24 protein-coding genes are annotated in these 23211 nt (G+C 56.3%); 8 read left to right on the top strand and 16 right to left on the bottom strand.

The annotated features are described in order from the left end of the window. Positions 1-4: 4 nt before the first annotated feature. From ACR0NM_RS10185 to ACR0NM_RS10165, 5 genes are all read right to left on the bottom strand, one after another. The gene (locus ACR0NM_RS10185; protein ID WP_480614492.1) at positions 5-1342 is read right to left on the bottom strand and encodes a serine hydrolase domain-containing protein; all 1338 of its coding nucleotides are present in this window, start codon (positions 1340-1342) and stop codon (positions 5-7) included. Positions 1343-1425: 83 nt separating this feature from the next. Beyond that, a complete protein-coding gene (locus ACR0NM_RS10180; RefSeq protein ID WP_480614490.1) occupies positions 1426-2415 on the bottom strand; it encodes an adenosine kinase in 990 nt (329 codons plus the stop codon). Then, complete coding sequence (nth, locus tag ACR0NM_RS10175; RefSeq protein ID WP_170598366.1) at positions 2412-3056, bottom strand: endonuclease III; 645 nt, start codon at positions 3054-3056, stop codon at positions 2412-2414. Before nth ends, ACR0NM_RS10180 begins: the two co-directional genes overlap by 4 nt. Positions 3057-3152: 96 nt before the next feature. Next, positions 3153-3794 (bottom strand): cysteine hydrolase family protein, encoded by a 642-nt coding sequence (locus ACR0NM_RS10170; RefSeq protein ID WP_480614486.1) that lies wholly within the window; start codon positions 3792-3794, stop codon positions 3153-3155. Position 3795: 1 nt separating this feature from the next. Beyond that, positions 3796-4245, bottom strand: coding sequence for a MarR family winged helix-turn-helix transcriptional regulator (locus ACR0NM_RS10165; protein ID WP_480614484.1), 450 nt, complete (start codon positions 4243-4245; stop codon positions 3796-3798). Between the two features lie 120 nt (positions 4246-4365). On the opposite strand from ACR0NM_RS10165, the gene ACR0NM_RS10160 reads away from it, so the two are divergent. Then, positions 4366-5217 (top strand): bifunctional helix-turn-helix domain-containing protein/methylated-DNA--[protein]-cysteine S-methyltransferase, encoded by an 852-nt coding sequence (locus ACR0NM_RS10160; protein ID WP_170394731.1) that lies wholly within the window; start codon positions 4366-4368, stop codon positions 5215-5217. Positions 5218-5392: 175 nt separating this feature from the next. Next, a complete protein-coding gene (locus tag ACR0NM_RS10155; protein ID WP_170408510.1) occupies positions 5393-5827 on the top strand; it encodes a glyoxalase superfamily protein in 435 nt (144 codons plus the stop codon). Positions 5828-5881: 54 nt separating this feature from the next. On the opposite strand, the gene ACR0NM_RS10150 is transcribed toward ACR0NM_RS10155, so the two are convergent. After that, positions 5882-7321, bottom strand: coding sequence for an aldehyde dehydrogenase family protein (locus ACR0NM_RS10150; RefSeq protein WP_170515067.1), 1440 nt, complete (start codon positions 7319-7321; stop codon positions 5882-5884). 218 nt (positions 7322-7539) lie between these two features. Here ACR0NM_RS10150 and ACR0NM_RS10145 point away from each other — a divergent pair, with 218 nt between their 5' ends. After that, positions 7540-8190 carry a peroxiredoxin gene (locus tag ACR0NM_RS10145; RefSeq protein WP_170408508.1) on the top strand — a complete coding sequence of 217 codons (651 nt, stop codon included), beginning with the start codon at positions 7540-7542 and terminating at the stop codon, positions 8188-8190. A gap of 39 nt (positions 8191-8229) precedes the next feature. Here the strand turns inward: ACR0NM_RS10145 and ACR0NM_RS10140 are convergent, their stop codons facing one another. Together ACR0NM_RS10140 and ACR0NM_RS10135 are read right to left on the bottom strand one after the other, a co-directional pair. Further along, positions 8230-9225, bottom strand: coding sequence for a Hint domain-containing protein (locus tag ACR0NM_RS10140; RefSeq protein ID WP_480614481.1), 996 nt, complete (start codon positions 9223-9225; stop codon positions 8230-8232). A gap of 316 nt (positions 9226-9541) precedes the next feature. Further along, positions 9542-10171 carry a TIGR02466 family protein gene (locus tag ACR0NM_RS10135; protein ID WP_170737211.1) on the bottom strand — a complete coding sequence of 210 codons (630 nt, stop codon included), beginning with the start codon at positions 10169-10171 and terminating at the stop codon, positions 9542-9544. A gap of 250 nt (positions 10172-10421) precedes the next feature. Between ACR0NM_RS10135 and ACR0NM_RS10130 the strand changes: the two genes are divergently transcribed. Then, positions 10422-11003 carry a hypothetical protein gene (locus ACR0NM_RS10130; protein WP_170598389.1) on the top strand — a complete coding sequence of 194 codons (582 nt, stop codon included), beginning with the start codon at positions 10422-10424 and terminating at the stop codon, positions 11001-11003. Positions 11004-11039: 36 nt separating this feature from the next. Next, complete coding sequence (locus ACR0NM_RS10125) at positions 11040-11540, top strand: helix-turn-helix transcriptional regulator (RefSeq protein WP_170394711.1); 501 nt, start codon at positions 11040-11042, stop codon at positions 11538-11540. 294 nt (positions 11541-11834) lie between these two features. On the opposite strand, the gene pnp is transcribed toward ACR0NM_RS10125, so the two are convergent. From pnp to ACR0NM_RS10105, 4 genes are all read right to left on the bottom strand, one after another. After that, entirely contained in the window at positions 11835-13985 is a 2151-nt protein-coding gene (gene pnp / locus ACR0NM_RS10120) for a polyribonucleotide nucleotidyltransferase (protein WP_170394709.1), read from the bottom strand. 224 nt (positions 13986-14209) lie between these two features. Then, on the bottom strand, positions 14210-14578 hold the full coding sequence (locus ACR0NM_RS10115) for a DUF1761 family protein (RefSeq protein ID WP_170513987.1): 369 nt from the start codon (positions 14576-14578) through the stop codon (positions 14210-14212). Next, the gene (locus ACR0NM_RS10110; RefSeq protein ID WP_170394703.1) at positions 14575-14997 is read right to left on the bottom strand and encodes an SRPBCC family protein; all 423 of its coding nucleotides are present in this window, start codon (positions 14995-14997) and stop codon (positions 14575-14577) included. The genes ACR0NM_RS10115 and ACR0NM_RS10110 overlap by 4 nt, the downstream gene beginning before the upstream one ends. After that, positions 14978-15331 carry a metalloregulator ArsR/SmtB family transcription factor gene (locus ACR0NM_RS10105; protein ID WP_170408502.1) on the bottom strand — a complete coding sequence of 118 codons (354 nt, stop codon included), beginning with the start codon at positions 15329-15331 and terminating at the stop codon, positions 14978-14980. Before ACR0NM_RS10105 ends, ACR0NM_RS10110 begins: the two co-directional genes overlap by 20 nt. A 268-nt stretch (positions 15332-15599) precedes the next feature. Between ACR0NM_RS10105 and ACR0NM_RS10100 the strand changes: the two genes are divergently transcribed. After that, positions 15600-17201, top strand: coding sequence for a BCCT family transporter (locus ACR0NM_RS10100; protein WP_480614478.1), 1602 nt, complete (start codon positions 15600-15602; stop codon positions 17199-17201). Positions 17202-17314: 113 nt separating this feature from the next. Here ACR0NM_RS10100 and ACR0NM_RS10095 read toward each other — a convergent pair whose 3' ends face one another. Beyond that, the gene (locus ACR0NM_RS10095) at positions 17315-17524 is read right to left on the bottom strand and encodes a hypothetical protein (RefSeq protein ID WP_170587787.1); all 210 of its coding nucleotides are present in this window, start codon (positions 17522-17524) and stop codon (positions 17315-17317) included. 449 nt (positions 17525-17973) lie between these two features. On the opposite strand from ACR0NM_RS10095, the gene ACR0NM_RS10090 reads away from it, so the two are divergent. Then, positions 17974-19221 carry an MFS transporter gene (locus ACR0NM_RS10090; RefSeq protein WP_480614475.1) on the top strand — a complete coding sequence of 416 codons (1248 nt, stop codon included), beginning with the start codon at positions 17974-17976 and terminating at the stop codon, positions 19219-19221. A 386-nt stretch (positions 19222-19607) separates the two neighbouring features. Here the strand turns inward: ACR0NM_RS10090 and rpsO are convergent, their stop codons facing one another. The 3 genes from rpsO to ACR0NM_RS10075 form a co-directional block, all read right to left on the bottom strand. Beyond that, positions 19608-19877 (bottom strand): 30S ribosomal protein S15, encoded by a 270-nt coding sequence (rpsO, locus tag ACR0NM_RS10085; protein WP_050605082.1) that lies wholly within the window; start codon positions 19875-19877, stop codon positions 19608-19610. 143 nt (positions 19878-20020) lie between these two features. Further along, positions 20021-21055 (bottom strand): calcium-binding protein, encoded by a 1035-nt coding sequence (locus ACR0NM_RS10080; RefSeq protein WP_480614472.1) that lies wholly within the window; start codon positions 21053-21055, stop codon positions 20021-20023. Between the two features lie 96 nt (positions 21056-21151). Beyond that, complete coding sequence (locus ACR0NM_RS10075; protein WP_170394684.1) at positions 21152-21655, bottom strand: DUF1643 domain-containing protein; 504 nt, start codon at positions 21653-21655, stop codon at positions 21152-21154. A gap of 106 nt (positions 21656-21761) precedes the next feature. On the opposite strand from ACR0NM_RS10075, the gene ACR0NM_RS10070 reads away from it, so the two are divergent. Further along, a complete protein-coding gene (locus tag ACR0NM_RS10070; protein WP_480614469.1) occupies positions 21762-23210 on the top strand; it encodes a pyridoxal phosphate-dependent decarboxylase family protein in 1449 nt (482 codons plus the stop codon). The last annotated feature ends 1 nt before the right edge of the window (position 23211 follow it).

The following is a 23211-nucleotide window of genomic DNA, read 5'->3' as shown; positions in this document are numbered from 1 at the left end:
CGGGTTAGGAACCAAGCGCCGTAATCACCGCTTTGGCCAGCGGCAGCGGGGAATAACCGGTATCGGACGGTGTAAGCCCCAATCGCACGATCACCAAATCACGCGAAGGGAATATCCCGACCGATTGCCCATCATGTCCGGCCATCCAGACCGCATCTTCGAACGGGGGTTCTCCACCCGGCACGTCGCGCCACAAGTGACCTTTGGCATATGCCCCGCCCGAGACAGCAACCGGTTCGAACATCCAGTCAGTGAACCCTTCGGGCAGAATTTGCTGCCCGTCCCATGTGCCGCCCTGCAGCAGGAATTGCCCATATCGTGCCCAATCCCGCGCTGTGGCGTACATATAGCTTGAGCCGACAAAGGTGTCAGAAACATCAGTTTCAAGTATGGCCGAGGTCATGCCCAGTGGCAGCAGGAGTGCGCGCTGCGGATAGGACAAGCTGTCATCTTTGACCTGATCCTGCCAGACCCGCGCCAAGACGGTGGATGTGCCCGACGAATAGTTGAATTCAGTATTTGGCTCAGCCTCGGCTTCAAGCGAAGTGACAAACCCCACCATGTCGTCGCTCAGGTATAACATCCGAGTCACGTCCGAGACGTCACCATAGCCTTCGTTCCATCGCAGGCCGCTGGACATGGTCAACATATCCTCGACGGTAATGTGCTGCCGGTTGTCCTCTGCCCAATCGGGAAATGAATCGACCAGTGTATCCGTCAACTTCATCTGACCGGATTTTATCAGCGTTCCAATCAATCCAGAGGTTATGGTTTTGGTCATTGACCAGCCCAGAAGAGGGGTATTTTCGTCGAATCCATCCGCATAAGCCTCACCAATGATCCGGCCATCATGCACCACAACTACGGCGCGGAAGCCCTCTCCCAGAATGGTCGGGTCCGACAGAACCATTGCCAATTTGGAGTTCTGCGCTGGGGCCACTGTGGTGCCTTCCGGCCAAAGTGCATCAGACAGCGCGTGCAGAGTGTTTAGCTGGGCGTTGACCGGTTGGGCCTCATGCGTATTCGCACATCCAAGCCCCTCGCGATATTGGCTGGTCGCAGGGGCGAAGATCCCGAGTAGCTTTGCAGATACTGATTGCGCCTCGGGGTCAACCGAGACCGAGACGTGTTTCAGCAACGGATGCCCGGGCGCCTGCACATCAACCGCCAGTACCTCCTGCGCATCCCGCCCAGCGATGAACACGTTAGAACAGACGATCTTGGCCGAATAGTTGGTCCCGACTCGCAACAGGTCGGGCGGAGAGATCAGCAGGTACCCAACGCCGGCCACAAGCCCCAACGCCAATGTTCCTGCGGTGATCCTGATTGCTCTGCCTAACATGAATTGGCTCCCCCCTTACATCCAAAAAAAAGGGTAGCCATCCCGAAATGTGACGCACCAGCGTTACGTTGCGTTTCGCGGGATCAGAGCAATCCCTCAGCCCGCAGCAATTCCTGCATGTTCGCCTCAGGGCGCGGGCCGATATGGCTGATCACCTCGCGGGCACAGACATTGCCGATCCGCGCACAGGTCTCGTAATCGCGGCCTGTTGCCATGCCATAAAGGAACCCGGCGGCGAATTGATCGCCCGCGCCGGTCGCGTCCACGGGGACGATCTTTTCAACTGGTACGTCGATGCGCGCGTCGCCGTTCAGAACAGTCACCCCGTCGCCCGACCGGGTGCAAACGACCAGAGGGCAAATCTCGGCCGTTTTCGCCAGCGCCTCCTCAAGATCGTCGGTTTCGAACAGCGATTTGATCTCGGCCTCGTTGCCGATTACAAAATCCAGCTCATTCTCGATCAGCAGCAGGAAATCGACCCGGTGCCGTTCTACACAGAACGGGTCAGAAATGGCGATGCCCGCCTTGCCGCCACCCTTATGGCAGTTGCGCGCGGCTTCAAGGAACGCGGCTTTGCCCTTTTCCTTGTCGAACAGATAGCCCTCGAGGAACATGATCTGGCTGTTGCCCGCGACGTCTTCCGAGACATCCCGAGAAGACAGCTCGGACGAAATACCCAGATAGGTGTTCATCGACCGCTCGCCATCCGGTGAGACAAAGATCATCGAACGCGAGGTTGGCAGCTCGCCCCCCGGCACCGGCGGGTTCACAAAATCCACCCCGTCTTCGTTCATCGCATCCGCATAGAACCGGCCCAGAGCGTCATCATGCACCCGCCCGATAAAGGCCGAATCCAGACCCAACGCACCCGCCCCGGCGATGGTGTTGGCAACCGAGCCACCCGGAGTCTGCACCCGGCCTTCCATCGAGGCATACAGTACCTCGCCGCGCTCCTGTTCGATCAGCTGCATGATGCCCTTTTCGATGCCCATCAGCTCAAGGAAACTGTCATCGGCTTGGGAAATCACGTCCACAACGGCGTTTCCGATGCCGGTCAGTTGGTAGGTTTTCATAGAGTCTTGTCCTCAAATTCGCAGAGATCGCGGATGATACAGGTCGGGCACTGCGGTTTGCGTGCCTTGCAGTGATAGCGGCCATGCAGGATCAGCCAGTGATGCGCATGCAGCTGAAAGTCGGTCGGTATATTGTCTTCGATGGCGCGTTCGACGGCGTCCACATTCTTGCCCGGACAAATGCCGGTGCGGTTACCGACGCGGAAGATATGCGTGTCCACCGCCTGCGCCGGATATCGCCACCACATGTTCAGGACAACATTGGCTGTCTTGCGCCCCACACCCGGTAGCGATTGAAGCGCCGCGCGGGAGTTGGGCACCTCACCGCCATAGTCTTCGACCAGAATGCGACTCAGCTTGATTACGTTCTTGGCCTTCTGGCGGAACAGGCCGATGGTCTTGATGTGCTCGATCAGACCTTCTTCGCCCAGATCCAGCATCTTCTGCGGCGTGTCGGCGATCTTGAATAGCGCGCGCGTAGCCTTGTTGACGCCGGCATCGGTCGCCTGCGCTGACAGTGCGACGGCAACGACCAGAGTATAGACGTTTACATGCTCCAACTCGCCCTTGGGTTCAGGGTCGGCGTCGTGAAAACGCGTAAAGATCTCGCGGATCTTGTGGTATCCGAGTTGTTTGGCCATCCGAGCCTTAATGCCCTGCCAGGCAAGCGGTCGCAATTGAAAAGGTGCGTTTTGGTTTTGCCTAGGCGCGGGTCTTGGTCGATTTATCCCTATGCCTCACGCCTGCAGTCGGAAATCCACCCCCGCCGTTGCAAGTTGATCCCTGATCCTCTGCCACCGGTTCGGATCAGCTGCCAGTACAGCCGCCGGATCGATCTGAACCCGATATCCTCGATTGAGCGCGCCCTGCGCGGTCTTACTCACGCAATGACACCCGTCCAACCCTGTCAGAACCAGCGTTCCGATCCGTTTGTCTTGCAGGAACCGTTCAAAGCCCGGCGAAGAAAAGGCGTCACCTACGGATTTTACAAACTCGGCATCGGGATTCAGCGCAAGACGCGAATCCAACCCAACTCCGTCGGAACCTGCGTTGCCGCGCCCCTGATTGAACCACCCGTTCAGCAAGTTCGCCAGCCGTCCCTTGAATTCATGACGGATGGCAATCACGGACCAGTCAGACTGGCGGGCGCTGTCCGTCGTTGACCGGATCGTCGACAAGGCACCCTCAATTTGTGCGTCATCCCAGGTGGGTATCGAGGTAAAATCTGTTTGCATATCGATCACCAGCAGCGCCGTTTCAGGCCGCGATGCCAGGTCTATTTTGGCTCCGGTTGTCGGAGTGCCAATCTTTCGGATTTGCAAGAGGATGTACAACACGGCGATCATGATGCTTGCCGCCATTATCCAAAGGACGGTCATGTCAGGCCTCCTTGGCGAGTTCTGCGAAATAGCGGGTCAGGGCCAGCTGAACCTTGTGGTAGGCGGCAAGCTCTGACGCAGAAAAATCCTGTGCAAAGCGTGTCAGCTTGGCCATCTCATCCGCTCTGATTGCCGTGATCGTCTCTTCGCCCGCAGGGCTCAGCCGGTAGCAGTAGGTGCCTGCACGTTTGGGATTGGGCTGGCTTCCGATCAGCTGTGCGCCCATCAGCTCTTTTAAGATGCGCGAGACATATTGTCGTTTCAGCTGCAGCTCGGCGCATAGCACCGGGGCTGTCGCGCCGGGAGATAGCGACAGACCTTCCAAAAGGGCACGTTGCCCGACGGTCACGCCTTTGCGCTGGCTGCCCTGCTCAACTGCTGCCGTGATGTTCCGCAGCAAAGGCCGGGTGGCCTGAACTGCCTGATAAAGCTGATCCAACCTGTGTCCCATACCTGAATGGTAAGAGAAATCGATTTGATTCGTCAACTCAGTTGACAAGATAAAGCGCAGGTTCCGGGTCGCAAGATCGACAGGGGCAAGTTACTGTTCCTGTAACTGATGAGGTGACTGATGAACGTCCAGACAGCAGAAAGCGGATATCATTATAACGTCATGCGGCGCGCGATCGAATTGATCGATCAAGGCGGAGAGAGTCTCAGTCTTGATGAGTTGGCTCGCCAGATGGATATGAGCCCTGCCCATTTTCAGCGTCTGTTCTCACGCTGGACCGGGGTCTCACCGAAGCGATACCAGCAATACCTGACTCTCGGCCATGCCAAAGCTCTGTTGCACGAGCGTTTCACCACGCTGGAAACCGCTCATAATGTGGGGCTGTCCGGCAGTGGGCGGCTTCATGACCTGTTCCTGAAATGGGAATCCATGAGCCCGGGTGAATACGCCCGCAAAGGCGCAGGTCTCACGATCTACTGGGGCTGGTTCGAGTGCCCCTTTGGCCCTGCGCTGGTTATGGGAACTGACAAGGGAATCTGTGGAATCGCCTTTGGGGCCGAGACAGGCGAGGAGGCGGCGATGGAAGACATGATCTCTCGTTGGCCCAATGCTGATTTTGTCGAGGACCCCATGCGCCTGCGGCCTTGGGTGCTCAGCGCCTTCGGTGCGGCCAGCGACCGGTTGGAGCCGACCCCGCTCTACCTGATCGGCTCACCACTGCAGATCAAGGTATGGGAAGCGCTGATGCACATCCCTTCGGGCCAGGTCACCACCTATTCCGAGATCGCGCAGCGGGTCGGCTCACCCCAAGCGGTGCGCGCCGTGGGCACCGCAGTTGGGCGCAACCCGGTCAGTTGGCTGATCCCCTGCCACCGTGCCTTGCGCAAATCGGGCGGCTTAGGCGGCTACCACTGGGGGCTGCCCGTCAAGCGCGCCATGCTGGCCTATGAGGCGGCGCAGGCCGACGCCTGATTGACATTCTGGCGCGTCGTTGCCATATGCACGGCAGGTTCGGGTCCCCTGCCGTTCGCGGCCTTAGGCTTTGGTGAAACCCGATTGAATCACATCTGTTGCCCTTTCCAGGCGCGCGGATGGCAATGCGAACCCCGTCCAGATTTCGCGCCCGTTTCAGGAAACGAGGCACACCATGACACATACTCAGAACATCGCTCCGGTTGCGGAGCTGAAAGAGCAGGCAAAACGCCTGCGCAAACGCCTGCAGGACGCCGGAGTGAAGCTATCGCATAGCGAGGCGCTGGAACTGTTGGCGCATCAACTCGGTGCGCGGGATTGGAACACGTTGCACGCGATGGCAGGAAATCGAGTGCAGTTGCGCGTCGGTGACCGAGTTGAGGGTCGATATCTGGGTCAGCCCTTCACCGCCGAAATCCGCGGTCTGACCATGATTGGGGATGGCGGACATCGCCGGGTGACCCTTCAGTTCGACGTGCCCGTAGATGTGGTCCGGTTCGACAGTTTTTCGTCCCTTCGCCAGCGGGTGACAGGTGAGATTGGCTGGGATGGTCGATCCACCCGTCACACGTCGGACGGAGAGCCGCAGCTTATCGTCCGACCTGCGTAAGAAACAAAGCGAGGCACCCTAAGGTGCCTCACATTTTGATATTTCCAGACAGGGTTATTCGGCGGCCCAACCGCCAACGGCTTTGACCTCAAGGAAGTCCTCCAAGCCCCAAACCCCGCCTTCGCGGCCATTGCCGGACTGTTTCATCCCACCAAACGGGGACCCAGCGCTGCGCGACTGGCCGTTCATCTCAACCATGCCCGACCGCAAGACGCGAGCCATTCGGTTGGCGCGTGCACCGTCTTGGGTCTGAACATAATTGGTCAGCCCGTAAGGTGTGTCATTGGCAATCTCGATGGCTTCTTCTTCGGTGTCGAAGGGGATCATAGTCAGAACCGGGCCAAAGATCTCCTCGCGCGCGATCGTCATCTGGTTATTGGCATCGGCAAAAACCGTTGGGCGCACATAATAGCCCTTGTTCAGCCCCTCTGGCCGACCCGTGCCGCCTGCAACCAGACGCGCGCCCTCATCAATTCCTTTCTGGATCAGGTCCTGAATTTTGGTCCACTGCACTTCGTTCACCACCGGTCCGATATGTCGGCCTTCCTCGGCGGCACTGCCGACGGTGACCTTGTTCGCCACTTCGGCGGCTGTCTCAACCGCCTGATCATAGATCGGACGCTGCACCAGCATCCGGCTGGGCGCGTTACAGCTTTGACCGGTGTTGTTCATCATGTGCAGGACGCCGCGTTTTACCGCCTTTTCGTCGGCATCGGCGAAGACTACATTGGCCCCTTTGCCGCCCAGTTCCAGATGCACTTTCTTCAGTGTATCCGCCGCATTCTTGGAAATCGCCGTGCCCGCGCGGGTCGAACCGGTGAAGCTGACCATATCAACATCTGCGTGCCCCGAGAGCTGAGAGCCCACGCCCACGCCATCGCCATTCACCAGGTTGAAAACACCAGCCGGGAAGCCAGCCTCATCCATCATCTCAGCAAAGATCATCGCGTTCAGCGGGCTTTGCTCGGACGGTTTCAGCACCATCGTGCAGCCCGCAATCGCCGCCGCGCCGACCTTGAGCGTGACCTGATTCATCGGCCAATTCCATGGGGTGATCAGGGCTGCCACACCCACCGCTTCATAGATGATCCGGTCATTCGGCGCATGATCGCCCAACGGACGTTCGAATTGGAACGCCTTGGCGGCACGGATGAAGTTTTTCAGGTGATAGATCCCCGCGCCCGATTGCTGGCTGCGCGCCATATCGATCGGTGCACCCATCTCCATCGACATCGCCTGGGCCAGATCCTCTGAGCGGGTGGCGTAAATATCGACCAGTTTCTCGACCAAAGCGATGCGCTCGTCCACCGGGGTTGCCATCCAACCAGGCAGAGCAGCTTTGGCCGCAGCAACCGCGGCGTTAGTGTCAGCCTCTGACCCTAGCGAGATCACCGCGCATGGTTCTTCGGTCGACGGGTCGATCACTTCGAAATCATTCGGCTCTGATGGGGCGACCCATTTGCCGTTGATATAGAAATCGCGTTTTTCGATCATGGCTCATCCTCCGGATCAGGAATCAATCGACCGAACGGTCGGTTTTCATTCGCACTCTGTCACCCACCCGGGTGTCGGGCAAGGGTAAAACATAATTTGATCAAATTATCTACCTACTGAATCTTCTGACAGCGCAACATGAATGGTTTAACCTCTGCGCAAAGTGATTAGGTTGGCAGCAATCGACTCGCGATTTTTCACAGGAAAGGAGTTTCCCAATGGGTTTGCGCATCAATGATACGGTCCCGAATTTCACCGCAGAGACAGATCAGGGCACCGTCCAGTTTCATGACTGGATTGGCGATAGCTGGGCCATCCTGTTCTCACACCCCAAGGACTTCACTCCTGTTTGCACGACCGAGTTTTCGGCAGTTGCGCAGCTGAACGATGAATGGGCGGCGCGGAACACCAAAGTGATCGGCGTGTCGGTCGATGGTGTCGAAGATCATAAGAAGTGGAAAAAAGATATCGAGGCCTATGGCAACGCCAACCCCGGCTTCCCGATCATCGCCGATGACGGTCTGGCTGTTTCCAAAGCCTTCGACATGCTGCCGGCCGAGGCCTATCTGCCCGACGGCCGCACGCCTGCCGACAGCGCAACTGTACGCTCTGTCTTTATCATCGGACCCGATAAGCAGTTGAAACTGTCCATGACCTACCCGATGACCGTGGGCCGCAACTTTGCCGAGATTCTGCGTGCGCTGGATGGCCTGCAGATGAGCGCCAAGGGCGTGGCAACCCCCGCAAATTGGGTGCCGGGTGAGGATGTGATCATTCCACCTGCGGTCTCCAACGATGAGGCAAAAGAGAAGTTCGGCGAGTTCGAGACGATCTTCCCCTATCTGCGCAAAACCAAAGCGCCGTCGTAATCGGATCAACGGGCAGGGGGCGAAAGCCCCCGCCTTCTTCTAATGCGCAAACGCCGAGGTTGCGCCGCAAGGGGCAGATAGCTCTGGGCGCAGCATCTGCACTTCGTACGGTTTCAGAACCGGCAGCACCGTATCACCATAGCCGCCTGTGTCGGAACGAAGCTCAGGGAACAGCTCGAATAGTTCCTCCTTCACTGCACTGCTCATCGCGTCCAGCGTATATCCGCCGGGATAAAACGATTCCGACCACAATCCTTCGACATTCACCAGCTCATGCTGGTCGAATAGAATGTGAATGTACTCGACGCCCCCGCTTGGCGTTACTTGCGTGATAGACTTGCCGTTGAGCAGAGACTTGGCCGTCGCCAACATCATCGGGTGATTATGATGCAATTCCAATGCAGGTGAGGACACGACAACCCGATGCTGAGGTGACAGCAGCAGATCTCGCGATGGTGTCTGCGGCCCAAGACTGCCCGCACTGATCTGGATCGGGCAATGCTTAGGGGTCTGTCTCAGGTCCGCATCACTCAGCCGTCGCCGACCCACCCAGCGCACGGCCCGACCGGTGCCATCTGCGGTGATCACATGATCGCCTGCTTTGACTTCTTCGATCAGACGCTGGCCCGACAGTGTCAGAATATGTGACCCCGAAGTAAAGCAGACAAAGCTGGGAAGGTTATCATATTCGACCGCAGGTGCAGTACTCTGGGCCAGTGAGTTGCCTGTCAGTACATCGTTAACAGCAACGTTTCCCGAGGTCACAACGATGTATTGCGTACCCGAGAATTGCAGCAGTGTGTAGGTGACCGGTGCACCTCCGACCGTCGCGCTGTAGCCTTCAAATATCTGAAAGCTGCCGGAGTTGTTCAGCCCGGGGATTGGGAGGGTATCGAACTGTTGGCTGCCGTTGTTGTCCGGATTTTCGAGAAAATTATCATCATCAGTAATGGTGACCTGAAACCCCTGGGTCACCGTCACACTGGGGTTGCCAAACGGATCTCCGTCGATCTCAAAGATGGTGATAGAGGCCAAAGCGCGGCGACGTCCCAGATGATTTGGATTTCCTTAACTTTGAGCCAACTCAACTTAGAAGTGTTAACATATCGTTTACCGTGACGCGCAGGGCTCGAAAGCGGCACTGATCGAAAAAGGCAGATTGGCTATGGTTGGATCGACTGTGGGCACGCCTGCCGAGGCGGTGGTTGGGATCGGATACGTCAGTTGAACGCGGTCTCGCTGCCAAAGGATTGTAGCTTCTGATGGAAACTGAAAGCCGCGCTGACTGCGTTGACCAGGCGAAACATTGCCATGATGTTCGATACCACAGAGGCTGCGTATCTCGAGGCGATTAACTGGGATCCGATTTTGGACGTCGAAAGGTTGCGTTGAAGGCAACCGTGACGCGGCTTTCTTTACTTTGGTTTGGGTGGACCCAATGAGTCAGATAGGATGGAAAAAGGATCATTTCGCCGGCTGCCGGGCGCAGCTTCTTTTTGTTCCGAAACGCACTCGCCTGAAGTATGCGCCAGTGAGGCAACTCGTTTCGGGGGTCGAGAAACTCAATCATTCCAGACGAACCTTCTTCGATCTCGGGTTGAGAAACATAGTACACTCCAGACCAATGCGCGCCGGGATGAGTATGCGGCGCATTGTACCCGCCGGAAGGATTGTCGTTTATCCACCCGAACAGTTTCAGGCGAAGTTTATCCGGTTCAACCTTGTCTGAGACCTTTCGTGTTATTTGAAACACCGCATCTTCGGCCGCGTCTCGCAAATTCTGAATAGCGGGCGTATCGCGATCAAAGAGGTTTCCGTTTGAGTGCCATCCGCCGCGATTGGATTTTGAGGCACCCTCGTCTTCCTCACGCATCTTTTCGGCCTCAAACAGAATCGCCGCATTAAGCGCTGCACTGTTAGGCACCACAAATCGCATCATTGGAGTAGAGAAGAGCTTTTCGAATTTCTTGGCTTCGGGCATATCCTCGGTGTCACCTTCAAAAACTACATGGCTGTAAATTCAGATCGGTCCGAGATCAAATTCAGGAATTTGCTCCTGATAAATTCTTCGGCGCTCTCCAAATCCACGTTCCCGCACATTGCGCGCATTACCCAGTACCGTTGAGGATATAGTTCTTTGGTTCAAGTCTGGCCTAACCAACCTAAGTTATATTCCCATCGCAAAGCGCCGATGTTTTAGTTCAATTGGCAATTCCTTTGAGGATGGGAACATGAACAAGAAAACTATCGGTCTGACATCAACTTTCGTTCTGATGGCCACCACGGCGCTTTCGCAAACCACCAAGCAAGACATCATCGACGAACTCACAGAACAAGGTTTCCAACGAATCGAAATAACCAACACGCTGTTTGGGAATCTTCGCTTTGAAGCAACTGGACCTGGAATCGAGAGAGAAGTGGTGCTGGGGAAAGACGGAACCATCGTTCGGGATCGTTCAGAGCGAGACGATGAGTTCGACGATGAGGAAGATGACGACGAAGATTTTGATGACGAAGATGACGACGAAGGATTTGATGACGAAGGTGACGATGACGAAGGCGATGGGGAAAACGATAGCGAAGGCGACGATGGTGAACGCGACAGCGAAGGCGACGATGGTGAACGCGACAGCGAAGGCGACGATGGTGAGCGCGACAGCGAAGGTGACGATGGCGAGCGCGATAGCGAAGGCGACGATGGCGAACGCGATAGCGAAGGCGATGACGGCGAACGCGATAGCGAAGGCGACGATGGCGAGCGCGACGGTGAAGGTGACGATGGCGAAGGGGATGACGAAGGCGACGATGATTAATTCAGCTTCCAACTTGAGCCCAAGCGAGATTGGGGTTTGAACAAATGGTTTAAAAAAGAAGCCATGTTCAAAGCGGGGATCGCTGTATATGCGATCTCTGCTTTGACGTTTGTGATCGAATTGATTGGCGAAATAACAGGGTACTACATTTTTTCCGCGAGTTGGGTGGTCCATGAAATCACGGCTCTCATCACCCTATTTGGGTTTATTCTTGGGGGGCTTTTGATTTGGCAAAGCCACAGGCTGTTTTTGCGACGTCACCAAGAAGTCAAACAGAACCTGCGAAAGGCTCAAGGCGAGTTTTTTCGGATGCTGGAACTACAGTTCGACCGTTGGGGCCTTAGTGCTGCGGAACGAGATGTTGCACTGCTCACCGTAAAGGGCCTGTCCCTCGCAGAAATAGCTAAACTGCGCGAGACCAGCGAGGGAACAATCAAGTCCCAGAACAATTCAATCTACAAAAAAGCTAAGGTCAAATCGAGGACGCAACTGTTAGGCGCGCTCATAGAAGAGCTTTTGATCGAAGAAAAGAAATAAACCAAGAAACGATCGGATATCGTCGTAAATTCATTCATTTATCGGCAATGAGTAGAAAAGAACGCCCAAGTAGATGCCTCGGGCCTGTAAAGCCAACGTTTTAAGTGGTTGCGAGGCTCTGTTTCAGGGCAATGCACTCAGCGATTAAAACTGTATCCTCATCTAAATTGAAGCCTACCCCAGCACCAGCTGATGATCGGCACATTCCACAGTATCGCTACGGCACTCGACATTCGCCCAAAGAAAAAGGCCCCGGCAGATTACCGGGGCCTTCGTTCTTGCAAAAGAGGCAGATTACTCTGCGCTTTCCTCTTTCTTTTCTTTCTTCTCGGGAACGATCTCTTCGCCGGTTTCCTGATCGACAACTTTCATCGACAGGCGCACCTTGCCGCGATCGTCAAAGCCCAGAAGCTTGACCTTTACTTCCTGACCTTCTTTCAGAACATCCGACGGATGGTTCAGGCGGCGGTTTTCGATCTGGGACACGTGTACCAGACCGTCGCGCTTGCCAAAGAAGTTCACGAAGGCACCGAAGTCGACGATCTTGACCACTTTACCGGTGTAGATCTGGCCCTCTTCCGGCTCGGCAACGATCGAGTGGATCATCTCATAGGCCTTCTTGATCGATTCACCGTCGGGCGACGCGATCTTGATGACGCCGTCGTCATTGATGTCGACCTTGGCACCCGAAACCTCGACGATCTCGCGGATGACCTTACCGCCCGAACCGATCACTTCACGGATCTTGTCGGTGGGGATGTTCATGGTCTCGATGCGCGGGGCGTGGACCGAGAATTCGTTGGTCTCGGACAGGGCTTTGCCCATCTCACCCAGAATGTGCATCCGGCCGTCCTTGGCTTGCGCCAGGGCTTTCTCCATGATCTCAGGCGTGATGCCCGCAACCTTGATGTCCATCTGCAGCGAGGTGATGCCGTTTTCGGTGCCAGCCACCTTGAAGTCCATGTCGCCCAGGTGGTCTTCGTCACCCAGAATGTCCGACAGGATGGCGTATTCGCCGTCATCTTCCAGGATCAGGCCCATGGCCACACCAGCAACCGGTGCTTTCAGCGGAACGCCTGCATCCATCATCGACAGCGAACCGCCGCAGACCGACGCCATCGAGGACGAGCCATTTGATTCAGTGATCTCCGACACGATGCGGATCGTATAGGGGAAGTCGGTCGCCGCAGGCAGAACCGCCTGCAGGGCACGCCATGCCAGCTTGCCGTGGCCGATCTCACGACGGCCCGGACCACCCACGCGGCCAACTTCGCCAACCGAGTAGGGAGGGAAGTTGTAGTGCAGCAGGAAGTTCGATTTGAAGTTGCCGTGTAGCGCGTCGATGAACTGTTCGTCGTCACCGGTGCCCAGCGTGGTCACGGCCAATGCCTGAGTCTCACCACGGGTGAAAAGGGCAGAACCGTGTGTACGCGGCAGCATCGAGGTTTCTGCGACGATCGAACGGATATCGGTGGTCGAACGACCGTCGATACGCTTGCCGCCTTTGACGACGTCACCGCGCAGAATGCCAGCTTCCAGCTTCTTCATAGCGGAACCGAGATTGCCGTCTTCTAGTTGCTCTTCGGTCAGAGCTTCCTTGATCGCTTCACGGGCCGCGGCAACAGCGGCGGTGCGCTCTTGCTTGTCGGTGATCGCGAACGCGGCGCGCATTTTCTCTTCACCGGCAGCCGAAACAGCGGCGGACAGCTCCGAGTAATCGGGGGCGACAAATTCGAACGGCTCTTTCGCGGCTTCTTCGGCCAGCGAGATGATCAGGTCGATCACGGGCTGAATTTGCTCATGCGCGAAGTTTACTGCGCCCAGCATTTCCGCCTCGGACAGTTCGTACGCTTCCGATTCCACCATCATCACGGCGTCTTTGGTACCGGCGACAACCAGGTCCAGACGCTGTTCAGGGTTCAGGCGCAGGTCCTGCATGTCGTCGACGGTCGGGTTCAGAACGTATTCGCCATCCTCGAAACCAACGCGGGCACCGGCGATCGGACCCATGAACGGCGCGCCGGAAATGGTCAGTGCGGCAGAGGCTGCGATCATCGCAACGATGTCGGGGTCGTTGACCAGATCGTGGGACAGCACGGTGCACATCACCAGAACTTCGTTTTTAAAGCCGTCAACAAACAGCGGGCGGATCGGACGGTCAATCAGACGCGCGGTCAGCGTCTCTTTCTCGGTCGGGCGCGCTTCGCGCTTGAAGAAGCCACCCGGAACCTTACCGGCGGCATAGTATTTTTCTTGATAGTGCACGGTCAGCGGAAAAAAATCCTGACCGGGCTTTTGAGCACGGGCAAAGGTCACGTTTGCCATGACGCTGGTTTCGCCCAGCGTGGCAATCACGCTGCCGTCGGCCTGACGGGCAACCTTGCCGGTTTCCAGTGTCAGCGTCTCTTCGCCCCACTGAATCGATTTCTTTGTTACATCAAACATATGCGTATCCTAGAACGGAGCACTCCCGCCCCTGCGGGTCTCCGGTTTGCATGGCGGCCCCATTGCCGCCGACCCCACTTTATCTTCCATTCGAGTGCCGGGGTCAGGGCACAACGTCTCAGATGACAGGCCCATACATCAGTTTGCAAGCTTTGGAAAGTCGGGAGTTTTTGGGGGGCAGGGGATTGCCTAACCCCCGCCCAAGCTGGGCAGGGGCCGATGTATCAAAGGATAGCGTGCGCCAATATCATCACCACGCCGCAGCCCAGCGCATATCCGGTGTCGACTGCGATGGCGAAGCCGCTTTTCTGTGCCCATGCCCCGACCGATGCGGCCTGAGCAGCCACTGCAAGGATCGCCAGCACCGCAACGCCAAGGCTGTTGTTGGTCTCGGTCACCGCGATCACAGCGGCTAGCAGGATCAGGAAAACGATCTGGGCCGCCATCTGCGGCAGGGGTGGAGATTCGGGCGGGGTGGGGTCGATCCGTGTTCCCTCGGCCCAGCGTTTCTGAAAGCCGACGGGTCCGTAGACCAGCCAGCCCAGCAGAAAGGCCGCGATCACACCCACGCCAAGGGCGAGCCAGTTGATCACAGCGCACCCTCCAGCGTCTCAAGGATTCGGGTCCAGCCACCTTCGTGATTGTTGCGGCTTTCTTCCGAAGGGAAGCGGATGTGGTGCAGGCGCAATTCCGTACCCTTATCGGTGGGCGTGAAATCTAGCGTCACGGTGGAATCGTCCTGACTGTAAGGAGAGTTCCAAGTGAATTGCAGCCGATTGGGCCGGTCGATCACCTTGTATTCGCCCTCATGCGGAAGGTCCCCGGCCTCGGGCGCGCGCATGATGATCTTGAACCGGCCCCCTACCTTGGCATCAGAATAAGCTTCGGGCACTGACATGTTGGGACCGGGCAGCATGAACTTGGCCAGCATTTCCGGGTCTAGCCAAGCATCAAAAACCTTTTCCGGCGGGTGCGGAATGGCGCGGGTTATTTCAAGGGACAGTTCCGTCATCTTCTGGGTCCTCCAAAGCAGTTTCCAAGGCGTCCAGCCGAAGCGCCCAGATCGAACGCAGCCCGGCGAACCAGTCATCCACGGCTGACAAGGGGGCCATCTGCACCTCGATCAGATGCTCGCGCCATTCCGTCCGACGCCGCACCAGCCCGGCATTCTCCAGCACCTTGATGTGCTTGGATACCGAGTTGAGGCTCATATCGAATTGCTGCGCAATATCCGTCACCCGCAAGGGGCCCTGCTGCGCGAGCATCGTTAGGATCACGCGGCGGGTTGGGTCGGACGCGGCCTTCAATATAGCGCTTAGGTCATAGCGATTCTCTCGTTCAACCATTTGGATGAATTACATGCCTTTTCTGCTTCAGTCAACCATTTGGTTGAATAACAGGATATTTGCAGCTCTGAAAGCTAATTCGGTCGCTCCCACCGCCTAATTATTCGCGAAATCGAATATATTTGGTGAAAATTTAGTATCCGTATAGGCTGAAACCACCATACCTGCGGTCGAAATGACGGAAACGCGCCAAGGGAATACGAATATCACCTCCGTCCGCCGGTCGAATACCTTGGCGTTTGCACGTAGCGAACAGAAGGGCAGACGCATGGCACAAACCAAAAAAATGCTGGATCCGGATCCCCGGATTTATGACTTTGAGACTGAATATGAGCTGGGGCAGGATAATGTCCGGCCCTTCGGTCTGGACATCCATAATCCGGTCTTTTTGATCTCAAGCATCTTGATCTTTGCGTTCGTCCTGATCGCATTGGCCAATCAGGAATCCGCAGCCGCGTTCTTTGGCTGGCTTCGGCCATGGCTGACCAGCACGTTTGACTGGTTCCTGGTGCTGTCGGTTGACGCGATCACCCTGTTCTGTCTGGTGCTGATCATCCTGCCGGTGGGCAAAGTGAGGATCGGCGGCAAGGACGCCACCCCCGACTATTCCTATGCTGGATGGATCGCGATGATGTTCGCGGCCGGCATTGGTATCGGGCTGCTGTTCTTCGGCGTGATGGAGCCGGTCTATTACAACTTTGCAGAAGACGGCAACGCGCGCCCGCTGGGCATCGATATCGCGGTGCCAGGCAATGAATATATTGGCATCGTTGGTACGATCCACCACTGGGGTCTTGAAGGCTGGGCGGTTTATGCTGCCGTTGGTCTAGCGCTTGCGATCTTCAGCTATAATCTCGGGCTGCCACTGACCCTGCGCTCGGCCTTTTATCCGATCCTGGGCGAACGTGTCTGGGGCTGGTGGGGCCACATCATCGATACTCTGGCCGTGTTTGCCACGTTGTTCGGCCTGACCACATCTCTGGGTCTGGGCGCGCAACAGGTCGCTGCGGGGCTCTATGAGGTGTTCGGCATCGAACCCAGCCCCACTGTCACCGTCCTGCTGATCATTGGTATCACGATGATCGCGCTGGGCTCGGTCCTGTTGGGCATGGATGCGGGCGTCAAACGGCTGAGTGAAATCAACATGATCATGGCCGTGGGCTTGTTCATCTTTGTCATCGTTGTCACCGGCGTGGGTACGGCCATCGCGCGGTATTTCAACGTGATGGTGGACTACGTGACCCATCTACCTGCCCTGTCCAATCCGTTCGGTCGAGAAGACACCAGCTATTTCCACGGCTGGACAACCTTCTACTGGGCGTGGTGGATCGCGTGGTCACCCTTCGTGGGTATGTTCATCGCCCGCATCTCCAAGGGTCGTACGGTGCGTGAGTTCGTCATTTGCGCCTTGTTGGCACCCACTGCGGTTTGCGCCCTGTGGATGTCGACCTTTGGTGGCGCAGCAATCGACATGCTGAATGCAGGCGGCGCAGAAGGCGTTCGCGCCACGGTGATCGACAGCTATGCACCCGAGGGCGCGCTGTTCGGCTTCCTGAAAGAACTGCCGCTCTACGGCATCATCGCCCCGATCGCCCTGATCCTGATCGTAGTGTTCTTTGTCACATCGTCGGACTCAGGCTCACTGGTGATCGATACGATCACGGCGGGCGGCAAGATGGATGCGCCAGTGGTACAACGTGTGTTTTGGTGTACGCTCGAAGGTCTGGTTGCCATTGCGCTGCTATTGGGCGGAGGCCTATCCGCGCTGCAGGGCGCTGCGGTCTCGACTGGAATTCCGTTTACCTTGGTGGTTCTGATCATGTGCTATTGCCTGTGGCTGGCACTGAAATCAGAGAGGGCCAAGATGTAGCAGGGCAATCCCTAAAAAATCAAAACGCCCGCCAGATCGGCGGGCGTTTTTTATGGATCGGTCTTGGCAACTCGCACCCATGCGCTAGACATCGTGTACGCGCCAAACGGCTGCTAGTGCAGCGAATCCTCGCGTTTGCGCTGGGTCGGATGTTCCATTTTTTCATCTTCCAGAATCCCGCGAAGAACCGCTGCGGTTTCGACTTTTGAAATGGTCCTCTTCCGCGCAAAAGGATCATCCAGGATCGACGATGCATTTGCGGCGTTGGATGACTCGGGCATCTTGGTTGCAAACACCCGGTTTAGAATTGTCTTCAAAGGCATCATTCAACTCCCGCAACATATGGTCATCAAATTCATGCCGCTGCGGGTCGGGTCCAAGCCACTTGAGGGAAGGGCTCAAAGACCAACTTCCGTGAGTGTGAACCCGCAGCGACACCGCCCATGTAAGGAAAATAGGTTGCCGAGAAAGGGGGAAGAAATCCGTAGTTTGCGTCATTTTTTGACCGCTCGATCAAAAAAATTAAGCACGGCTTACGCTTACGTCAACTTTCTAACCCAAGGCTCGGCTTTCGCGACGCGGCGTCACAATTCGAATCCCAAGGCCAGCCGCCCGGATACCGCCCGTTGCCGTGCCAAATTGGACAGAAAACAAATCAGCCCATACTCTGATCCAGGGCAATTCTTGGCGCAGCGCGTGTTTCTGGCGATGTGACCTGCCCCTCGACGTTTTTGAAATTGGATTTTTCCGGGACCGTAATGAGGAAGGTATTATGAACCTGTCGCGATTGTCTCTGTTGCTGGTCGTATTCATTGACGTGATGGGGTTTGGATTGATCGTACCGATTTTCAACACGATCCTACTGGACCCACAACAGGCTTTCCTTCCGCAAGGAACAGCGACGAATATCCGCCAACTCGACTATACGATACTGATTGTCGTCTTCTTTCTGTTCTACTTTTTCGGGGCGGCCTTTATCGCCAAGTTGTCGGACTATATCGGGCGCAAAACAGGCATCATAATCTGCCTGACCGGTGCGCTGATCGGATATGTTCTGACCGTGGCCGCGATCATGACATCCAGCTATTGGCTGTTGCTTATGGGGCGCGCCATTTCCGGGTTTACAACGGCCAACCAACCCATTGCGCAGGCCGCATTGATCGACATCAGCCATGACGATCAGGAGAAATCAAAAAACCTCGGGATGATTGTTGCGGCATCCGCGCTGGGCCTGCTCGGGGGGCCACTGATTTCAGGATTGCTCAGCGACCAAAACCTGATGGGATCATTTGCGTCACTGGAACTGCCTTTCTACGTCGCCATTGCCCTGATCCTGATCAACATGGCACTGATTCTGTTCTTCTTCTCCGAACCCGGTTTCAAAAGACAAAAAATTGACTTCGGGCTTTTAGATGTTGTTTTGAACTTGTGGAAAGTCTTCTCGCACCCGGTCGTTTTGCGGCTTTCGGTCGTCATGTTGTTCTCGCTGATGTGCCTGAATGCGTTTTTCTTCTTCATCGACACGTATCTGCTGACCCGGTTCAAGTTCAGTACGCTTCAAAACAGCATGGCCCTCGCCGTGTTCGGAGGCTCCATGGCCTTTGGCAGTGCCTACCTCACCGCACCGCTGCACGAGCGCTATAAAAAGTTCCCGATTCTATATGTTTCCATTGCCGCAATGGCGCTTGGGATATTGGCCTTCATGCTGAACCCCATGGCCGATCTGTCCTATGTCCTGATTGTTCCGATAACCATCGCGTTCGCGATCATGTACCCGACCATGCTTTCGTTGTTTTCCGCGAGCGTCGGCCCAACCGAGCAAGGTTGGGTCATGGGTGTGACAGTCGCCATCTACGCGTTGGGCTCCGGGACCATTACGGCCCTCAGCGGGTCCCTCATGGCTATCAATTTGCGGATGCCTTTCGTGCTCGCGGTCATCTGCGGTGTACTGGCACTGATTGCGATGGCGAAACTGTTTCGCCATCCCGGCGTTCAGGCGCTTGATACCAAAGGCAAGTAGGTTTCATCAGTGTGTCCCGAACGAAAATGGGCGCGCCCGCTACAGGCACGCCCAGTAAAAAAGGGAGGACTATGAAAAACCTGACGCTCGAAACAAAAGAAGCGCCTACTCACTAACATCCTCAGAATGGCGCAATCTTTGACCGCGTTCAGTGAAGTGGTTCACAGGAAGTTAAAAAAGTTTGCGCTTCTTTGCGTAGCGGTAAGGTTTGGGCCGCAGGTATGTGTGTGCCGTCTCTCATGAACATGGCGGGAAATTCGCGCGCCGCACAGTTCACTAGATTAGACAGTGACCAAAACAAATACGCCCACCAAATGGCGGGCGTACAAGATGTACAATTTGTACGAACAGGGCCTCAGCGCCTGTACAACATGAACAAAACGCGTTTAGCGGCGGATGCCCAGCTTTTTGATCAGGTCCTGATAGCGTGCTTCTTCTTTGCCCTTCAGATAGTCCAGCAGCTTACGGCGCTGAGCAACCATCTTCAGAAGACCACGACGACCGTGGTTGTCTTTCTTGTGGGTTTTGAAGTGCTCGGTCAGGGTGTTGATGCGCGAGGTCAGGATAGCAACCTGGACTTCAGGCGAACCAGTGTCGCCGTCCTTGGTTGCGAATTCTTTCATGACGCGTGCTTTATCAGCGGCAGTAATCGACATCGGGGTCTCCTTTAAAGGTTAGAGTTGATGGCGCAGGCCGGGATGTCGTCCAGCACAGGCCCATGGAGAAAACCGCACCGACTCCGATGCGGATGGGCGCGTATAGGCGCATTCACCGCAAATGGCAAAGGGATTCTGCAGGCTCAACTGGTGAAGGCGTACTGCTCCAACTGGGCTTCGGTCACAAACTGAATATCTTCAACAGTCAGACCCTCTGCGCCAAAAAGCTGAGCGACGTCTTCGCCATTGACCCGAACATGGGTCAAGCTGTTGTTTTCACTGTCCTGTTCGATCGTCAATTCCGGTTCTTCCGGGTTGTCCCAGGTGATCAGAAGCTTGTCGTGACCGATCTGGAAATCCATGATTGTCGTGGCTTCCTGCTCGGGGTCGGACTGTACGACGATCTCGTCCTCACCCTCTCCACCTGTGACCACATCGCCGTCTTCGGCAAGAATGACGTCGTCCCCAGAGCCCCCGTTTAGGAAGTCGCGCGCAGGCTCGTCCGGGCCATCTTCTCCGGACAAGATGTCATCACCATCTCCGCCAAACAGGGCGTCTTCACCGGCACCCCCAACAAGGTAGTCGTCGCCATCTCCGCCTTGTAGCGCGTCGTCGCCGTCATCGCCGCTTAACGTGTCATCGCCCTGACCACCAAAAAGCCGGTCATTCCCATCACCGCCGCTCAGATCATCTGTTCCGAAATGACCATACAGGTCGTCATTTCCTGACATTCCGTCCAGCGCGTCGTCACCATATTCACCATGGAGCACATCATTCCCGAGGTTGCCAAACAGGACGTCCCTGCCACCACCGCCATACAACACGTCGTTGCCGGCGCCGCCGTCGATCCAGTCGTCCCCGCCATATCCGTTGATCTGATCGTTGCCTTCTTGCCCGGTCAGAACATCCGCATCCTCATCGCCCGCAATGACCAGATCGCCTTCATACTCGGACACAATCTCACCAGTGTCAGAGTGGGTTTCCTCGGCAGAGCTGGGCTCGTCGACATTCTCGTCCGCGTCAAGCAAATTGCCTTCCGACAGGTCGTCGTCGGTCGTTTCCTCGATGCGATCGTCTTCCTCCTCGTCATCGCCTTTGTCTTCTGGCACAAGTACGTCGCTGATTGCGTAGGCCGCACCACCCATGGCGGCCATTCCGAATAATCCGATCAGAAACATATCTACCCTCCGCAAGCACAATGGCTCCGAGTGTAAAACATCTCATGCAAACAATGGCTTGGTCAAAGCGAAGCTGAGAGCTTGGTTAACCCTTTATCACCAGGGTTCGGGCTGCTGAGTGTACGCAATGTAGAGAGGATGCTTCGGATGCCCGTCCTTGGTCAGCCCGAGGTGGAACAAGGGCTGGCCCGTGCCGCGCAGCAATTCCTCAACTGCGGGGCCGCGTTCCAGATGTGCGCCATGGGTGCCCCAGGCGGCGATGACCTGATCCGCCCATTCCACGCCGTCCAGGATGGCTGCGTCATTCTCAGGCCCCACCGGATCTGAAGATGCACGCATCTTGCGCGGATCAGTGTCGCGCCAGGCAAAGATATTGGTGACCTGAAAAGCTCCGAAACCCAGTGTGCGTGCGCGACGCTCGCAACGTTCTACCGTGGGGTCGTTCTGCACCTCGGTCGCCGTCGACGGATTCAGCATCACAAACAACGCCTTGCGGCCCGCCGGGTTCCAGATACGGGTCAGGCTATAGCGGTATTTTTCGCAATCGGAGTAGATAGCAGTCGAGGGCGCGTCGCCCTTGGTATGAGAACGGGTGATCATGCAGTCGGGTTTGGCTGGAATTAGGCCCGTTTACAAGGGGCGATGTCCTGATCCTTAACTTGTGCTATACCTGCCTTCATTTGAACGGCTTATTCTGGGGGAAGACATGACATTCGAGACATTGGATCCGGCGGATTGGGAGCAGACCCGCAAATTAGCACATGAGATGTTGGATATGGCGTTGGATCATACGCGTGATGTGCGTGATAGGTCGATATGGAAAGATATGCCGACTGCGATACGCAACGGGTTCGAAACGCCTGCACCTCAGCAGGGTATGCCGTTGGGTGATTTGATGGATGATGTCCAGTCTCAGGTCATGCAGTATCCAATGGGCAATATTCATCCCCGGTTTTGGGGCTGGTATATGGGCGCGAGCAATTTCACAGGCGCGATGGCGGATTTTCTGGCTGCGGTTCAGGGATCGAACCTAGGGGGAGGGAATCATGCGGCAGCCCTGATCGACCGACAAGTCGTCGACTGGCTACGCGAGATGATCGGTCTGCCGGAAGGAGCCAGTGGGACATTGGTCAGCGGCGGCAGCGTGGCAAACTTGATCGGGCTGACGGTGGCCCGCAACTTTAAATCCGGGATCGACATGCGCGAAGAGGGCATCGCCGCCATGGATAAGCCGATGCGGTATTACGGATCGGATCAGATGCACAGTTGTCACCAAAAGTCGCTCGAAACACTGGGTCTGGGCAACAAGGCGCTGCGGCGTGTTCCTACGCAAGACGATTTGACGATGGATCTTGAAGCGCTTGCCGGCATGGTCGCGCAGGATCGCGCAGACGGCCTTAAACCCGCTTGTGTGATTGCCACCGCCGGAACCGTGAACACAGGCGCCATCGACGACTTGTCGGCGATTGCCGATTTCTGCCGCGAGGAAGGCCTGTGGTTTCATGTTGACGGCTGTATCGGTGCGTTAATTGCAATCGCCCATGATAACAGTTGGCGCGTGTCCGGCATCGAAAGCGCGGATTCCGTCGCGCTCGACCCACACAAATGGTTACATGCGCCTTTCGAAGTGGGTTGCGCGTTGGTGCGAAGCCATGATGCCCACCACGCGACATTTACTCTGACCCCGGAATACCTGGAACCGCAATCCCGAGGCGTCGCCGGGGCGGCGTTTTTGCACGATTACGGCATTCAGACTTCGCGTGGGTTTCGAGCGCTCAAGGTCTGGATGTCCTTGAAGGAGCACGGCGTTCAGAAATTCGGCAGGCTCATTGATCAGGATATCGAAAAGGCGCGTTATCTGACTTCGCTGATCGAGGCAGAGGATGACCTCACCTTGATGTTCCCCACCAACATAAACATCGTTTGTTTCCGCTATGACCCGGGCGGTCTCAGCCCCGAAACTCTGCGTGCGATTAACAGCGAAATCATGTTGTGCCTGCAAGAGGAAGGCACAGCGGTTTTATCGGATACAACGGTTCAGGGAGCGCATTGCCTACGGGTGGCGGTCAACAATCACCGCACGCAAAAGCAGGATCTGGATCTACTGGTGTCCGAGATACTTCGACTGGGTCACAAATTGCGTATCGCCGCCTGAA

The sequence above is a fragment of the Ruegeria sp. AF2 genome (assembly GCF_056542025.1).
Note: the sequence above shows the minus strand (reverse complement) of the source record. Positions and strands in the feature narration are given on the sequence as shown.

Bases quoted from the DNA above. Each gene is read 5' to 3' on its own strand.
- ACR0NM_RS10135 (WP_170737211.1), bottom strand. From the start codon at position 10,171: ATGCCCGAAGCCAAGAAATTCGAAAAGCTCTTCTCTACTCCAATGATG.
- ACR0NM_RS10165 (WP_480614484.1), bottom strand. From the start codon at position 4,245: ATGGGACACAGGTTGGATCAGCTTTATCAGGCAGTTCAGGCCACCCGG.
- ACR0NM_RS10150 (WP_170515067.1), bottom strand. From the start codon at position 7,321: ATGATCGAAAAACGCGATTTCTATATCAACGGCAAATGGGTCGCCCCA.
- ACR0NM_RS10100 (WP_480614478.1), top strand. From the start codon at position 15,600: ATGGCACAAACCAAAAAAATGCTGGATCCGGATCCCCGGATTTATGAC.
- ACR0NM_RS10170 (WP_480614486.1), bottom strand. From the start codon at position 3,794: ATGACCGTCCTTTGGATAATGGCGGCAAGCATCATGATCGCCGTGTTG.
- ACR0NM_RS10155 (WP_170408510.1), top strand. From the start codon at position 5,393: ATGACACATACTCAGAACATCGCTCCGGTTGCGGAGCTGAAAGAGCAG.
- ACR0NM_RS10180 (WP_480614490.1), bottom strand. From the start codon at position 2,415: ATGAAAACCTACCAACTGACCGGCATCGGAAACGCCGTTGTGGACGTG.
- ACR0NM_RS10075 (WP_170394684.1), bottom strand. From the start codon at position 21,655: ATGATCACCCGTTCTCATACCAAGGGCGACGCGCCCTCGACTGCTATC.
- ACR0NM_RS10080 (WP_480614472.1), bottom strand. From the start codon at position 21,055: ATGTTTCTGATCGGATTATTCGGAATGGCCGCCATGGGTGGTGCGGCC.
- nth (WP_170598366.1), bottom strand. From the start codon at position 3,056: ATGGCCAAACAACTCGGATACCACAAGATCCGCGAGATCTTTACGCGT.
- ACR0NM_RS10070 (WP_480614469.1), top strand. From the start codon at position 21,762: ATGACATTCGAGACATTGGATCCGGCGGATTGGGAGCAGACCCGCAAA.
- ACR0NM_RS10095 (WP_170587787.1), bottom strand. From the start codon at position 17,524: ATGCCTTTGAAGACAATTCTAAACCGGGTGTTTGCAACCAAGATGCCC.
- ACR0NM_RS10110 (WP_170394703.1), bottom strand. From the start codon at position 14,997: ATGACGGAACTGTCCCTTGAAATAACCCGCGCCATTCCGCACCCGCCG.
- ACR0NM_RS10105 (WP_170408502.1), bottom strand. From the start codon at position 15,331: ATGGTTGAACGAGAGAATCGCTATGACCTAAGCGCTATATTGAAGGCC.
- ACR0NM_RS10145 (WP_170408508.1), top strand. From the start codon at position 7,540: ATGGGTTTGCGCATCAATGATACGGTCCCGAATTTCACCGCAGAGACA.
- ACR0NM_RS10185 (WP_480614492.1), bottom strand. From the start codon at position 1,342: ATGTTAGGCAGAGCAATCAGGATCACCGCAGGAACATTGGCGTTGGGG.
- ACR0NM_RS10160 (WP_170394731.1), top strand. From the start codon at position 4,366: ATGAACGTCCAGACAGCAGAAAGCGGATATCATTATAACGTCATGCGG.
- ACR0NM_RS10090 (WP_480614475.1), top strand. From the start codon at position 17,974: ATGAACCTGTCGCGATTGTCTCTGTTGCTGGTCGTATTCATTGACGTG.
- pnp (WP_170394709.1), bottom strand. From the start codon at position 13,985: ATGTTTGATGTAACAAAGAAATCGATTCAGTGGGGCGAAGAGACGCTG.
- ACR0NM_RS10130 (WP_170598389.1), top strand. From the start codon at position 10,422: ATGAACAAGAAAACTATCGGTCTGACATCAACTTTCGTTCTGATGGCC.
- rpsO (WP_050605082.1), bottom strand. From the start codon at position 19,877: ATGTCGATTACTGCCGCTGATAAAGCACGCGTCATGAAAGAATTCGCA.